General features: G+C 71.1%; 12 protein-coding genes. 7 read left to right on the forward strand and 5 right to left on the reverse strand.

Going from position 1 to position 13,866, the window contains the following annotated elements:
• The 6 genes from Q5425_RS14290 to prfA all read left to right on the forward strand — a co-directional run bounded on the left by Q5425_RS14290 (position 1) and on the right by prfA (position 7,323).
• On the forward strand, positions 1–1,311 hold the full coding sequence (locus tag Q5425_RS14290) for a homoserine dehydrogenase (protein WP_308672683.1): 1,311 nt from the start codon (positions 1–3) through the stop codon (positions 1,309–1,311).
• Entirely contained in the window at positions 1,308–2,369 is a 1,062-nt protein-coding gene (thrC, locus tag Q5425_RS14295) for a threonine synthase (RefSeq protein WP_308672684.1), read from the forward strand. Before Q5425_RS14290 ends, thrC begins: the two co-directional genes overlap by 4 nt.
• Before the next feature lie 37 nt (positions 2,370–2,406).
• A complete protein-coding gene (gene thrB / locus Q5425_RS14300) occupies positions 2,407–3,291 on the forward strand; it encodes a homoserine kinase (protein WP_308672685.1) in 885 nt (294 codons plus the stop codon).
• Positions 3,292–3,701: 410 nt separating this feature from the next.
• Positions 3,702–5,741 (forward strand): transcription termination factor Rho, encoded by a 2,040-nt coding sequence (gene rho, locus Q5425_RS14305; RefSeq protein ID WP_308672686.1) that lies wholly within the window; start codon positions 3,702–3,704, stop codon positions 5,739–5,741.
• Positions 5,742–5,922: 181 nt separating this feature from the next.
• Positions 5,923–6,153, forward strand: coding sequence for a 50S ribosomal protein L31 (gene rpmE, locus Q5425_RS14310; protein ID WP_308672687.1), 231 nt, complete (start codon positions 5,923–5,925; stop codon positions 6,151–6,153).
• Positions 6,154–6,252: 99 nt separating this feature from the next.
• Entirely contained in the window at positions 6,253–7,323 is a 1,071-nt protein-coding gene (gene prfA, locus Q5425_RS14315) for a peptide chain release factor 1 (protein ID WP_308672877.1), read from the forward strand.
• 39 nt (positions 7,324–7,362) lie between these two features.
• Here prfA and Q5425_RS14320 read toward each other — a convergent pair whose 3' ends face one another.
• The 4 genes from Q5425_RS14320 to Q5425_RS14335 all read right to left on the reverse strand — a co-directional run bounded on the left by Q5425_RS14320 (position 7,363) and on the right by Q5425_RS14335 (position 10,594).
• Positions 7,363–7,809 carry a hypothetical protein gene (locus Q5425_RS14320; protein WP_308672688.1) on the reverse strand — a complete coding sequence of 149 codons (447 nt, stop codon included), beginning with the start codon at positions 7,807–7,809 and terminating at the stop codon, positions 7,363–7,365.
• Positions 7,810–7,903: 94 nt separating this feature from the next.
• The gene (locus tag Q5425_RS14325) at positions 7,904–9,169 is read right to left on the reverse strand and encodes a mannosyltransferase family protein (RefSeq protein WP_308672689.1); all 1,266 of its coding nucleotides are present in this window, start codon (positions 9,167–9,169) and stop codon (positions 7,904–7,906) included.
• Positions 9,162–9,593 (reverse strand): GtrA family protein, encoded by a 432-nt coding sequence (locus Q5425_RS14330; protein WP_308672690.1) that lies wholly within the window; start codon positions 9,591–9,593, stop codon positions 9,162–9,164. Before Q5425_RS14330 ends, Q5425_RS14325 begins: the two co-directional genes overlap by 8 nt.
• A complete protein-coding gene (locus Q5425_RS14335) occupies positions 9,590–10,594 on the reverse strand; it encodes a glycosyltransferase family 2 protein (protein ID WP_308672691.1) in 1,005 nt (334 codons plus the stop codon). Before Q5425_RS14335 ends, Q5425_RS14330 begins: the two co-directional genes overlap by 4 nt.
• Positions 10,595–10,838: 244 nt before the next feature.
• On the opposite strand from Q5425_RS14335, the gene prmC reads away from it, so the two are divergent.
• Entirely contained in the window at positions 10,839–11,705 is an 867-nt protein-coding gene (gene prmC, locus Q5425_RS14340) for a peptide chain release factor N(5)-glutamine methyltransferase (RefSeq protein WP_086840672.1), read from the forward strand.
• Between the two features lie 73 nt (positions 11,706–11,778).
• Here prmC and Q5425_RS14345 read toward each other — a convergent pair whose 3' ends face one another.
• Complete coding sequence (locus Q5425_RS14345) at positions 11,779–13,752, reverse strand: M6 family metalloprotease domain-containing protein (RefSeq protein ID WP_308672692.1); 1,974 nt, start codon at positions 13,750–13,752, stop codon at positions 11,779–11,781.
• Positions 13,753–13,866: the final 114 nt, after the last annotated feature.

A 13,866-nucleotide genomic window follows, 5' to 3' on the forward strand; every position in this document is an offset into this window, starting at 1 on the left:
GTGTCTGCACCCCAACGACGTCCGATCAGGGTCGCCCTGCTCGGTTGCGGGACCGTCGGCGGCGAGGTCGCCCGGCTGCTCACCGAGCAGGCCGACGAGCTGGCCGCGCGGGCGGGGGCGCCGGTCGAGCTGGCCGGCATCGCCGTCCGCCGCCCGGACAAGCACCCCGAACTGCCGCCGGAACTGCTGACCGCGGACGCCGAGAAGCTCGTGACCAGCGACGACGTCGACGTTGTGGTCGAGCTGGTCGGCGGGATCGAGCCGGTGCGCGGCTGGCTGGTCGCCGCGCTGAAGGCGGGGAAGTCCGTCGTCACGGCCAACAAGGCGCTGCTGGCCGAGCACTCCGCGGACCTGTTCGAGGCCGCCGACGCGGCGGGCGCCGACCTGTACTTCGAGGCCGCGGTGGCCGGCGCCATCCCGCTGCTGCGCCCGCTGCGCGAATCGATGGCCGGCGACCGGATCACGCGCGTGATGGGCATCGTCAACGGCACCACGAACTTCATCCTGTCGGCGATGGACTCCACCGGCGCCGGCTACGCCGAGACGCTCGACGAGGCCAGCCGGCTCGGGTACGCCGAGGCCGACCCGACCGCCGACGTCGACGGTTACGACGCCGCCTCGAAGGCTGCGATCCTCGCCTCGCTCGCCTTCCACACCCGGGTGACGGCGTCGGACGTGCACCGCGAGGGCGTCGCCGACGTCACTGCGGCGGATCTTGCTGCGGCCCGGATGCTCGGCCGCACGGTGAAGCTGCTGGCCATCTGTGAGCGGGTCACCGACGACGACGGCGTCGAGTCGGTTTCCGCCCGGGTGCACCCGGTGATGATCCCGCGCCGCCACCAGCTGGCCGGCGTCGGCGGCGCGTTCAACGCCGTCTACGTCGAGGCCGACGCCGCGGGCGAGCTGATGTTCTACGGCCAGGGCGCGGGCGGCGCGCCCACCGCGAGCGCGGTGCTCGGCGACCTCGTCGCGGTGGCCCGCAACCGGGTCGTCGGCGGCCGCGGCCCGCGCGAATCCGCGCACGCGGCCCTGCCCGTGCGGCCGATGGGCCAGACGCCGACCCGGTACCACGTCAGCCTGTCCGTGGCCGACCGCGCCGGGGTGCTCGCCCAGGTGGCGCAGGCCTTCGCCGACCGCGGTGTCAGCATCGCCGCGGTGCGGCAGAGCGACGTCGGCGACCGCGCGAGCCTGGTCGTGGTGACGCACCAGGCGCCCGACGCGGCCTTGCAGTCCACTGTGGACGAGATCGCGAGGCTCGACGTCGTCCACGAAGTTGTCAGCGTGATGCGGGTGGAAGGCGAAGACCAGTGAGTACCCAGGCGTGGCCGGGAATCATCGAGGCGTACCGGGGCCGCGTCCCGGTACCGGACGGGGCGCGGGTCGTCACGCTCGGCGAAGGCAACACGCCGCTGCTGCCCGCGTGGCACCTGTCCGAGCTGACCGGCTGCGAGGTGCACCTCAAGGTCGAGGGCGCCAACCCGACCGGCTCGTTCAAGGACCGCGGGATGACCGTGGCCATCACGCACGCGCTCGCGAGCGGCCTCAAGGCGGTGATCTGCGCGTCGACCGGCAACACCTCCGCCTCGGCCGCCGCCTACGCCGCCCGGGCCGGCCTCACCTGCGCGGTGCTGGTGCCGCAGGGCAAGATCGCGATGGGCAAGCTCGCCCAAGCCGTGCTGCACGGCGCGCGGATCCTGCAGGTCGACGGCAACTTCGACGACTGCCTCGAGCTGGCCCGCAAGACCGCGGCCGACTACCCGGTCACCCTGGTCAACTCGGTCAACCCGGTGCGCATCGCCGGCCAGAAGACCGCGGCGTTCGAAATCTGCGACGTCCTCGGCACGGCGCCCGACATCCACTGCCTCCCGGTCGGCAACGCGGGGAACATCACCGCTTACTGGGCGGGGTATTCGGAGTACGCGGCCGACGCTGTGGTGAAGAACACGCCGCGGATGTTCGGCTTCCAGGCGGCCGGTGCGGCGCCGCTGGTGCTGGGCGAGCCGGTGCGCGACCCGGACACCGTCGCCACCGCCATCCGGATCGGCAGCCCGGCGTCGTGGACCGCCGCGGTGAAGGCGAAGGAAGCGTCCAACGGGCTCTTCGAAGCCGTCACCGACGAGAAGATCCTCGAGGCCTACCGGCTGCTGGCCGGCCGCGAAGGCGTGTTCGTCGAGCCGGCGTCGGCCACCAGCGTGGCGGGTCTGCTCGCGACGGCCGCCGACGGCAGGCTCCCACGCGGGTCTCGCGTGGTCTGCACGGTCACCGGCCACGGCCTGAAGGACCCCCAGACGGCGCTGGCGGGCAACGTCGAGGTCGAACCCCTCGCCGTGGACCCCTCGGCCGTCGCGGCGGCCCTGGACCTCCGGTGACCCCCAGCTCGCAAGCGCGCCACATCGGGGCGCTCTCGTGACCGGGTTCCGGATCACCGTCCCGGCGTCCACCGCGAACCTCGGGCCGGGCTTCGACGCCTTCGGGATGGCGCTGAGCCTGTACGACGTCGTCGAGGTGCGGGTCACCGATTCCGGGCTGAAGGTCGAGGTCGAAGACGCCGGGGCCGGCGGGGTCGCGGACGTCCCCACCGACGAGACGCACTTGGTCGTCCGGGCCATCCGGAAGACCTGCGAGCACCTCGGCGTCGAGCCGCCCGGCCTGCACCTGCGCTGCTTCAACTCGATCCCGCACGCGCGCGGCCTCGGCTCGTCCGCGGCCGCGGTGGTGTCCGGGGTGGCCGCCGGGTACGCGCTGGCGGGCCGGGAAATCGACGCCTCCGACGCGCTGCAGCTGGCCGCCGGGTTCGAAGGCCACGCCGACAACGCCGCCGCCAGCCTGCTCGGCGGGCTGGTGCTGGCCTGGTGCGACGACGGGCGCTTCCACGCCGAGCGGCTCACGCCGCACGCGTCGATCCTTCCGGTCGTGGCCGTGCCGTCGGTGCGCTCGGCCACCGCGACCACGCGCGGGCTGCTGCCGCCGACCGTGCCGCACGCCGACGCCGCGCTCAACGCCGGGCGCGCCGCGCTCGCCGTCCACGCGCTGACGGCGAAGCCGGAGCTCCTGCTCGCGGCCACCGAGGACCGGCTGCACCAGGACTACCGCGCCCCCGCGTACCCCGCCAGCACGGAGCTGGTGGCGACGCTGCGTGCACACGGAGTGCCCGCGGCGGTCTCCGGCGCCGGCCCGACGGTGCTCGCGCTGACCACCGGGGGAATACTCCCGCCCGAAGTCGGCGTTGACGGTTTCGACGTCCTCGAGCTGCCCGTGGATCTCACGGGTGTGCAGGTTGCGGCTCAGTAAAAGGTGGGTCACGTGCGCGCCGCCACGCCCGCCACGCGGGGGGTGGTTGTTGCACCCGGCACCGCCGCGGTCTACCCTCGGGGGCGTTCGATCACCGTGCGTTTCCGCACCCGATGCCGGTCCCGGGGAATCCCCCGGATCGCATCCTTCGTCGATCCGCCGAATCCGCACCGCCTGGCACGCGGGGTAACGCGGAAGGACGCAGGCGGGTTTCCGGTCTCGGCGGTGCCGAATTCCGTGTCCTCCGAATGGAGGACGCAACCCCCTGTGGTGGAGGCGCTCCAGCTGTGTTTCGCACGGCCGAAGAGCTCATCTCCCGCATCGGGGAGCAGATACGCCGGTTCGCGATCAGAAGCGAGCGGCAGTCCGCTGATCCGCCTGGAGGCGTGGATCGGTCAGGAAGGACATGTGTGAGCAACACCGATCTTTTGAGCGACGTGGGTAGCGACACGGCCGGTTCGAACGGCACGGCCCCCGCGCCCAAGCGGGCGGTCGGCGGGCTGACCGGTAAGACCGTCGCCGAACTGCGTTCGCTGGCTGGGGAGCTCGGCGTCGGCGAGACGACGGGCATGCGCAAGGGCGATCTGATCGCCGCGATCCGTGAGCGCCAGGGCAAGTCGCGCAAGCCGCGTGCGGCGGCCGAGACGCTGCCCCTGGAGGGCGTCGGCGAGCCGCCGAAGGCGGCCCCCAAGGCCGAGCCGAAGGCCGAGGCGCCTGCCGCCCCGGTCGAGACCAAGCCGGAGCCGAAGGCCGAGGCGTCCGCGCCGTCGGACACCCAGCCGCAGGCCGAGCGCCCGCAGCAGGACCGGCAGGACCGGCAGGACGGCCAGCAGGGCCAGGACGGCCAGCCCGAGGAGGGCGGCCGCAGCCGGCGTCGCCGCGGTTCCAACCGCGCCGCCGGGGCGCCCGACGGCCAGCAGGGCGGCGACCGCCAGGGCGGTGACCGTCAGCAGGGCCAGGGTGGCGACCGTCAGCAGGGTCAGGGAGGCGACCGCCAGCAGGGCGAGCGCAACCGCGACCAGCAGCGCCAGGGCGGCGGCAACCGCGGCGACAACCGGGGTGACAGCCGGGGTGAAAACCGCGGCGACAGCCGGGGTGACAACCGCCAGGACGGCAACCGCCAGCGCAACCAGCAGGACGGCAACCGCGGCGGCCAGGACAGCCGCGGCAGCCAGGACAACCGGGCCCAGCAGGACGACGACGAGGAAGGCGGCCGTCGCGGCCGTCGCTTCCGCGATCGCCGTCGCCGGGGCAGCGGTGGCGGCCGGCCCGAAGCCGGCTCGCCGGACACCGAGATCCGCGACGACGACGTCCTGCTGCCCGTCGCGGGCATCCTCGACGTGCTGGACAACTACGCGTTCGTGCGGACCTCCGGCTACCTCGCCGGCCCGAACGACGTGTACGTCTCGCTGTCGCTGGTCCGCAAGTACGGCCTGCGCCGCGGTGACGCCATCACCGGCGTCGTGCGCCAGCCGCGTGACGGCGAGCAGCAGCGGCAGAAGTTCAACCCGCTGGTGCGCGTCGACTCGATCAACGGGCTGGAGCCGGACGAGGCCAAGCGGCGTCCCGACTTCACCAAGCTGACCCCGCTGTACCCGAACGAGCGGCTGCGCCTCGAGACCGAGTCGCACAAGCTCACGACCCGCGTGATCGACCTGATCATGCCGGTCGGCAAGGGGCAGCGCGCCCTGATCGTGTCGCCGCCGAAGGCCGGTAAGACCACGATCATGCAGGACATCGCGAACGCGATCTCCACGAACAACCCCGAGTGCCACCTGATGGTCGTCCTGGTCGACGAGCGTCCGGAAGAGGTCACGGACATGCAGCGGTCGGTGAAGGGTGAGGTCATCGCCTCCACCTTCGACCGTCCGCCGGCGGACCACACCTCGGTCGCGGAGCTGTCGATCGAGCGGGCCAAGCGCCTGGTCGAAATGGGCCACGACGTGGTCGTGCTGCTCGACTCGATCACCCGCCTCGGCCGCGCCTACAACCTGGCGGCCCCGGCGTCCGGCCGGATCCTGTCCGGTGGTGTCGACTCGACCGCGCTCTACCCGCCGAAGCGGTTCCTCGGCGCGGCGCGCAACATCGAGAACGGCGGTTCGCTGACCATCTTCGCGACGGCGATGGTCGAGACCGGCTCGACGATGGACACGGTCATCTTCGAGGAGTTCAAGGGCACCGGCAACGCCGAGCTCAAGCTGGACCGGAAGATCGCCGAGCGCCGGGTGTTCCCGGCGGTCGACGTCAACCCGTCCGGTACCCGCAAGGACGAGCTGCTGCTGAACCCGGACGAGCTGGCCGTGACCGTGAAGCTGAGCCGGGTGCTGCACGCGCTCGACTCGCAGCAGGCCATCGACCTGCTGATCTCGCGGCTGCGCAAGACCAAGACGAACACCGAGTTCCTGATGCAGGTCTCGAAGACCGCCCTCGGCGGCGGCGAAGACGACTGATCCCGTCTCGAAGGGGGCCTTCCCGGTACGCCGGGGAGGCCCCCTTCGTGGGGGGAATAGCTGGTCAGCGGGGTGCGTTCCAGTACACGTCAGCCCGTCTGGCAGAATGACCCGCTGAAGTCCGGCGCCGGTTCACCCCGTGGGAACGACTGGGGACCCGGAGCCAACGAGAGAGGACACCATGAAGAGCGGTATTCACCCCGAGTACGTGGTCACGGACGTGAACTGCGACTGCGGCAACAGCTTCACCACGCGCAGCACCAAGACCAGCGGCAGCATCCACGTCGAGATCTGCTCGAACTGCCACCCGTTCTACACGGGTAAGCAGAAGATCATGGACACCGGTGGCCGGGTCGCGCGCTTCGAGGCTCGCTACGGCAAGCGGCAGAAGAAGGAAGCCGACGCCAAGTAGCTTTTTCCACGGCGCCCACCCGGTCCTCCGGGTGGGCGCCGTCGCTTTGTATGGACACGGCGTGTGACTCCGGGCTGAGAGGTGGCAGAGGTGGCAGAGGTGGATTCGAGCTCGCTCAAGGGGCTGCTCGCCGAGCACGCGGAGCTGGAGACCCAGCTGGCGGACCCCGCGGTGCACGCCGACCAGGCGCGCGCCCGCAAGCTCGGCCGCCGCTACGCCGAGCTGACGCCGGTCGTGAAGGCCGTCCGCGAGCTGGACGCCGTCCGCGACGACCTCTCGGCGGCCCGGGAGATGGCCGGGGAGGACGCGGAGTTCGCCGCGGAGGCCGAGGAGCTGTCCGCGAAGGTCCCCGACCTGGAGTCCAAGCTCACCGAGCTGCTGCTCCCGCGCGACCCGTACGACGGCTCCGACGTCGTGATGGAGATCAAGTCCGGCGAAGGCGGCGAGGAGTCGGCCTTGTTCGCCGGCGACCTGCTGCGGATGTACCTGCGCTACGCCGAGCGCCACGGCTGGAAGGCGGAGGTCCTCGACTCGGTGGACTCCGACCTGGGCGGCTTCAAGGACGTCACGCTGTCGATCAAGAGCAAGACGGCCGACGTCAACGGGGTGTGGTCCCGCCTGAAGTTCGAGGGCGGCGTGCACCGCGTCCAGCGCGTGCCGGCGACCGAGTCGCAGGGCCGCATCCACACTTCCGCGTCCGGCGTGCTCATCTACCCGGAGCCGGAGGAGGTCGAGGTCGAGATCGACCCGAACGACCTGCGCATCGACGTGTTCCGCTCCTCGGGCCCCGGCGGCCAGAGCGTCAACACGACCGACTCGGCGGTGCGGATCACCCACCTGCCGACCGGCATCGTCGTGTCCTGCCAGAACGAGAAGTCCCAGATCCAGAACCGCGCGCGGGCGCTGCAGGTGCTCCAGGCGCGGTTGCAGGCGATCGCGGAGGAGGAGGCGGCGGCCAAGGCGTCCGACGCCCGCCGTTCGCAGGTCCGGACGGTCGACCGCTCGGAGCGGGTGCGCACGTACAACTTCCCGGAGAACCGCATCTCGGATCACCGGGTGAACTACAAGGCGTACAACCTCGACCAGGTCCTGGACGGCGAACTCGACGGCGTGCTGGACGCACTGGCGACGGCGGACCGCGAAGAGCGCTTGGCGTCCCAGTCGGGCTGACCGCGAGCCGCGTCCCCCGCGGCGGCTCGCGGCCGGGGTTCAGCTGCAGGCCACGGGCCCCGCGGAGGCGCGGAACTGGTTCACCGAACCGCTGCCCAGCGACAGGTTGCCGGACACGTAGATGCACAGGCCGTCGGTGTGGGTCACCACGACCCCGCCCGCGTAGGTGGAGAACGTGCCCGAGTCGGTCACCGGGGTGGACATGAGTTCCGTGCGGATGCTGACCGACATGGAGTGCGACCCGGACGCGTTGTCGTAGACCTTCGCGCAGTTGGTGCCGCCGTTCGCGCCGGAGTACCAGAGGCGCAGGACGCCCGCCTGTTCCCCGAGCGAGTTGCTCAGCAGCTTCGGCAACCCGTAGTTGTGGATCTCGGTACCCGGGCAGGTCGCCACCGGCGCGGCGACGGCTTGCGTGGCGGGCACCGCGGTGAGCGCTGCGGCCACCGCTCCTGCGACGACGGCGAACTTCTTCAGAAACGACTGCATTCGGGAACTCCCTCGGGTGCGCGGTGCCCGAGCTGTCCCGGAGCACCGCTGCCACCACACCCGAGAGGCCGCCGCGGTTTAGCCCGGCCGGGCGTCAGCCGGCCCAGAAGCCCGTGACGAACCGGATGTAGATCGTTCCGCAGACCAGCGCGTTCGCGTACAGCACCACGTGCACCGCGCCGCGCAGCTGCGGGCGGCGCTCGCCGAACAGGACCAGCGCCACGTACATCACCAGGCACGGCAGCAGGTAGCGGTGCACCGACACCACGTTGCTGTTCATCGTCAGCATCACGATCGACGCGAACCCGAACAGCGCCAGCGGGACGCCCTTCGCCCGCAGGGCCACCAGGACGTACACCGAGGACACGAACAGCAGCACCAGGCCGATCAGCGGCAGCACGTGGCTCATCAGCGTCCACGCGTCCAGCCGGGTGTCCCCGAGCAGTGCGTGGCCGGTGATCTTGGCTTCGCCCCAGAGCGTCTCGAGGATGTTCGGGTTGAACCGGTGGTACGACCAGCTCGGCACACCCTTGAGCGCGTTGAAGCTCGCGAACGCGTCCCCGGTCTGGATCTTCATGTAGACCAGCACGGCACCGAGGCCGGCGAACGCCACCGGGAACCACAGCAGGTGCCACGACAGCAGGCCGCGCAGCTTCCAGTCCTTCGACCGCCAGAACTCCAGGAAGCACAGGCCGACGAACACCGCCGCGGTGACGCGCGAGGCCGTGAGCGGGATGAGCGTCAGCCCCATCCACAGCCATTGGCGGCGCAGCGCGAACAGGTAGGCCCAGAAGCCCAGCGCGCAGAACACCGCTTCGCTGTAGAACGAGTGCAGGAAGAACGCGGCGGGCGCGGTGAGGAAGGCCGCGACGACCAGCCACGGGGCCCGCTCGCCGTCGAAGAAGTGGCGGCCGATCTTCAGCAGCGCGACCGCGGCCAGCCAGGTGGCCACCAGGTTGACCAGGAACCCGGCGGCGAGCAGGCCGAGCGTGCCGAAGCTCGCCGTCTGCACCAGCCAGACCAGGATCGGGAACACCGGGTAGAACGCCCGCGTCGGGGCGTAGCTGCCGGTGTAGGCGTGCACGGCGATCTCGCCGTAGTTGCCGGCGTCCCACCGGTAGGTGTGCGCCAGCAGGCTCATCGTCGAGCCGATGCCGGTCTTCGGGATGCCCTCGCTGACCGGGCTGGACGGCGCGAACAGGTACGCCACGGCGATCAGGACCACGTTCCAGGCCAGCACCACGGCGAAGACGCGGGCGTAGTCGCCGTTCAGCCAGGCCCAGCGACCGGCGCGGGCCGGCTCCGGGTGTTCCGGACCCGCCTCGTCGGTCACCCGGGACGAGACGGCCGTGCTAGTCATGCGTAACCTCCGGGACCGGCGTCCCGGCCGCTGCGGGCCGGGGCCGGAAGACGACCTTGTGGTAGAGCACGTAGTTCCAGACCAGGCCGACCGCGATCCCGGCGAACTTCGGCACCAGCACGTGCACCCCGGGGAACGCGCTGGTGACCGCGAAGATGATCGCCGCCTGCACCACCCACAGCCCGAACGCGGTGACGCCGAAGAACAGCAGCGCCTGGCGCCGGACGTCGCCGTCCTTGGCGCGGAAGGTGAAGTTGCGGTTCAGGGTGAAGCTGAGCAGCATGCCGGTGGTCGTCGAGAGGAAGTTCGCGACGAACAGCGGGACGCCCAGCGTCACCAGCAGCGCGTAGCCGAGTGCGTCGACGAGCGTGTTCGCCACCCCGACCAGCCCGAAGCGCAGCTGGGTCGCCGTGATCAGCTTCACCGGGTGCCACTTCCCGCGTCGGCGCCCTCGCGGGCCTCGACCGGCACCCCCGGGCTCGTGCGCACCGACGCGACGCCGTAGAGCGGCCGGTTCTGCACCTGGGAGTACGTGCGGCCGATGTAGCTGCCGAGCACGCCGAGCATGATGATCTGGATCCCGCCGAGGAAGAACATCGCGATCCCGAGGAACGCCCAGCCGGGCACCGCGGTCTCCGGGGCGAACAGCTTGACGCCGCCGACGTAGAGGATCCCCACGAAGCTCAGGAACGAGATCAGGTAACCCATCCGCGTGATCATCCGCAGCGGCGTCACCGAGAAGCCGAGGATGCCGTCGGCGGCGAAGCGCAGCATCTTGCGCAGCGGGTAGCCCGTGACACCGGCGTGCCGTTTGTCACGGTCGAACAGCACGGCCGTCTGCTTGAAGCCGATGTAGCTGACCAGCCCGCGCAGGAAGCGGTCGCGCTCGCGGTACTTGCGCAGCTCGTCGACCACCTTGCGGTCGATCAGCCGGAAGTCGCCGGTGTTCTTCGGGATGTCGACCGCGGCCATCTTCCGCAGGAACCAGTAGAACCCGCCGGCGGTGAGCTTCTTGAACACCGAGTCCTGACGCGAGCGGCGCTGCGCGTAGACGACGTCGAAGCCCTCTTCCCACTTCTCGATGAGCTCGAGCGCCACCCGCGGCGGGTCCTGCATGTCGCTGTCCATGATGACGACGGCGTCCGCGTCGACCAGGTCCAGCCCGGCGGTGACGGCCATCTGGTGACCGAAGTTGCGGGAGAGCTCGATCACCGTGACCCGCTCGTCGCGGGCGCTGAGCTCGGTGAGCTTCGCCAGCGAACCGTCCCGGCTGCCGTCGTCGACGTAGAGGAAGCTGAACTCGTACTTCCCGGCGAGGGGGGCGGTCACCTCGTCCACGGTCCGGTGCAGCAGGTCGATGTTCTCTTCCTCGTTGTAGATCGGGAAGATGAACGCCACCCGGCGGGTGATCGGCTCTGTGGGCACTGCGGGACTCCCCGGAGTTTCGGTGCGGAACGGTTCGGGCGGCGCCGTCGAGCAGGCGAATCCCCGACCCGGTGCCCTGCATCCTAGGAGATCGGACCGGTCGCGATCCCGGGACCCGGCGGCCGGGTACTTGTCGCCCGGGCGCGGGGGGTGCCTCGATACGCTGGACGGCGTAGGACCGGCGCGTGTCCTCACGGGGGAGTTCCGCCTGGTGTGCCAGGCTTGACGAGGTGAGGGACGACGAGTGAATCGGCAGCCGCTGCGCCTGGCCATCATCGAGGCCACCCGGATCCTCGAGCGCGCGGGCGTCGCCTCGCCGAGGTTCGACGCCGAGGTGATCGCCGCGCACGTGCTCGGGGTCGAACGCGGGCGGCTGCCGATGGTGCCGCTGGTCGATCCGCCGGTCATCGAGGCCATCGGCCAGCTCGTCCAGCAGCGCGCGAAGCGCATCCCGCTGCAGTACCTGACCGGCTGGGCCGCGCTCGGCGACATCACGGTCGCGGTCGGCGCCGGGGTGTTCGTCCCGCGCCCGGAGACCGAGCTGCTGCTCGAGTGGGGCGTCAAATTTCTGCAGGGCCGCGAGTTCCCGGTGGTGGTGGACCTGTGCACGGGCTCCGGCGCGCTGGCGCTGGCGGTGGCCCACGCCCGCCCGGACGCGGTGGTCTACGCGGTGGACATCGACCCGCAGGCGCTGGCCTGGGCCCGCCACAACGCCGACGTGCACGCCGACGCGGGCAACACGCCCATCCGGCTGTACTCGGGCGACATCGGCGACCCGACGATGTTCGCCGAGCTCGACGGCCTGGTCGACCTGGTGCTCTGCAACCCGCCGTACGTCCCGGAGGGCACCCCGGTGCCCCCCGAAGTCGCCGAGCACGACCCGCCGCGCGCGGTGTTCGCGGAGGAGAGCGGCCTGGCGGTGATCCGCCACGCGATCGCGGCGGGAGCCCGGCTGCTGCGCCCGGGCGGCGGGCTGGCGATCGAGCACGACGACACGCACGGCTCGGCGGTCCCGGCCCTGGTCCGGGCCCGCCGGGTGCTCACGGGGGTCGAGGGCCACGCGGACCTGACGGGCCGGGCCCGCTTCGTCACCGCTCGCCGGCTGGGCTGAGCAGCAGGTCGCGAATGACTCATTCGGGACCTGGGAGGTCCCGAATGAGTCATTCGGGACGTTCGGCGGGGGACTAGAAGCCGAACGCCGTGCAGCTCGCCGTCGCGGTCTTCGACGGGTCGCTCACCGAGGTCGCCGTCAGCTTCACGCGGGCCGCCAGGTCACCGCCCGACGTCCGCTTCGCGTACGCCGGCACCTTCACGTGCGCGCCGAACTTCGCCGTCGCCAGCTCGTTCGGCAAGCGGACCTCCCAGCCGCGGGCGTCCGTCGACACGCTCAGCCGGTACGTGTCCGTGTCGTACGGCGCCTGGGCGCCGCGAGCCGCACCCGTGTTGAACAGGCCGAAGTCGCAGGTCGCGAGCCCACCGCGGGCGAATGCCGGGAGCGCCGGGGTCAGTGCCGCCCCGCGGGCCTGGCTGCCCGCGCCGTCCAGCGAGGCCACCGTCACCGTGTACGACAGGATGCCGCGCCGGTCCCGGGCCAGGTCCGTGATCAGGAACCGGAGCCGGTTCGCCGGGTCGGTGTACTCGTACGGGCTCGCCGCCTCGGTGCCCGCCTTGAACAGGGCGTCGTTGAGCTGCCGGTAGTCACCGATGGTGATCTTGACCGGCGTGCCGTCCGGTTTTGTGTAGTCGGTGATGCCGATGTCCTGCGGGTTCGCGTCGATCACCCAGTCGAACGGGGCGTCGTCCTTGTTCTTCGTCTTCGTGATCAGCACGCCCGAGTCCGGCGCGAACGAGTCCGCGCCCATCCGGTCGACGACCTCGACGGTGTAGTTGTCGTAGCCGCCGCCGTCGCAGAACGGGTCCTTCGACCGGTCGCACTTCGGTGCCTTGTCGCCGCCGGTGAGCTTGATGTTCAGGCCGGTGAACGCGCCCGGCTGGGCTTCGGCTTCACGCGCGGTCAGGCGGGCCGACACCGGACCCGAGGAAGCCAGCTCGTTGCGGTCGAGCTGCAGGACGTCCGCCGGGTCGACGATGCCGAGCTTCAGCTTGTTGCGCAGCTGGTGCTGGGCGCCCATCGAGCTGCCCTGCGTCGCCGGGATCTGCCAGCGGGTGTGCGGGCCGCCGGGCCCGTTGAACGTGCCGCGCGACAGCATGTCCCACGGCCCGCTGTAACTGCGGGACGGCGGGACGCCGAACGGGTTGTTGTAGTTGTCGCCGATGCCCAGGATGTGGCTGAACTCGTGGGCGTAGGTCGACTGGCCCGAGCTCTCGGCCTGCACCGAGCTGCCGTTCTGCGCGTTCGGCCAGATGCTGGCGGCCGACGCCCACGACGTCCACGGCACGTACCGGGTGGCCGCGTAGTTGGGCAGGTCGTGGTTCGGCGGCCCGAAGCTGTCGGGCACGTTCTCCTTCGTGCCGAACTTCATCTCGCCGAACTCCTGCCAGGTCGAGCTCTCGTCCTGGCCGGCGGAGAGGTAGAAGATGAAGTCGAACTGCTTCGCGGTGTCGCCGACGTCGGCGCGCCAGGCGTCCCCGGCGTCCTTGCGGATGTCCCGGGAGCAGTTCGCGCCCGCCGGGCACGCGCCGGGCTGGAACTCCATGCCGTACTCGTAGGACTTCCCGGGCATCCGGTACGGCCCGAACGCGGTCAGCTGCACGCCGAACCGGCCGCCGGAGTCCTCCATCCAGTACTCGTTGATCGTGTGGCCGTTGTTGAGGGCCTCGGGCTTGTTGAGGAAGTCCTGGTAGTACTGCGCGACCTGCGCCCGCGGGATGTCCGCCGCGGACGGCGCGGGGTTGCCGAAGACGGTCGAGCGGGCCGGCCGGGTGACGACGAAGTCCTGATCCGGGTAGTCGGCGAGGACGACGGCGCCCTTGAAGGTGCGCTGGGTCGGCTTGAGGTTCGGGTCGGCCCAGTTCGTGCCGGGGACCTTGCGGTAGTCGGACCAGGTCATGTGGTCCTGGTTCTCCCAGTGGGCGGCGTCGATCGGCGCGGGCCAGCCGCGGGTGAGCGGCTCCGCCGCGGCCGTGCCCGTGCCGAGCCCGGTCAGGACGGCGACCGCGGCGAGCAGGGCGAGCGCTTTCGGGGTTCTGGGGCGCATCTGCGGCTCCTTCGCTGGGAACCCACGCCGGTGGTGGTTCCCGGTGATCGACGGTATTGAGCCGCACTGCCGCCGGTTCCGCCGCGACGGGAGGTCTACCCGCTTGCCCCACGA

Source organism: Amycolatopsis sp. A133 (genome assembly GCF_031082405.1).
In the GTDB taxonomy this organism is placed as follows: Bacteria; Actinomycetota; Actinomycetes; order Mycobacteriales; family Pseudonocardiaceae; genus Amycolatopsis.

What these genes read in the sequence shown, in the direction of transcription:
- rpmE (WP_308672687.1), top strand. Translation starts at nt 5,923, where the DNA reads ATGAAGAGCGGTATTCACCCCGAGTACGTGGTCACGGACGTGAACTGC.
- Q5425_RS14320 (WP_308672688.1), bottom strand. Translation starts at nt 7,809, where the DNA reads ATGCAGTCGTTTCTGAAGAAGTTCGCCGTCGTCGCAGGAGCGGTGGCC.
- Q5425_RS14325 (WP_308672689.1), bottom strand. Translation starts at nt 9,169, where the DNA reads ATGACTAGCACGGCCGTCTCGTCCCGGGTGACCGACGAGGCGGGTCCG.
- Q5425_RS14345 (WP_308672692.1), bottom strand. Translation starts at nt 13,752, where the DNA reads ATGCGCCCCAGAACCCCGAAAGCGCTCGCCCTGCTCGCCGCGGTCGCC.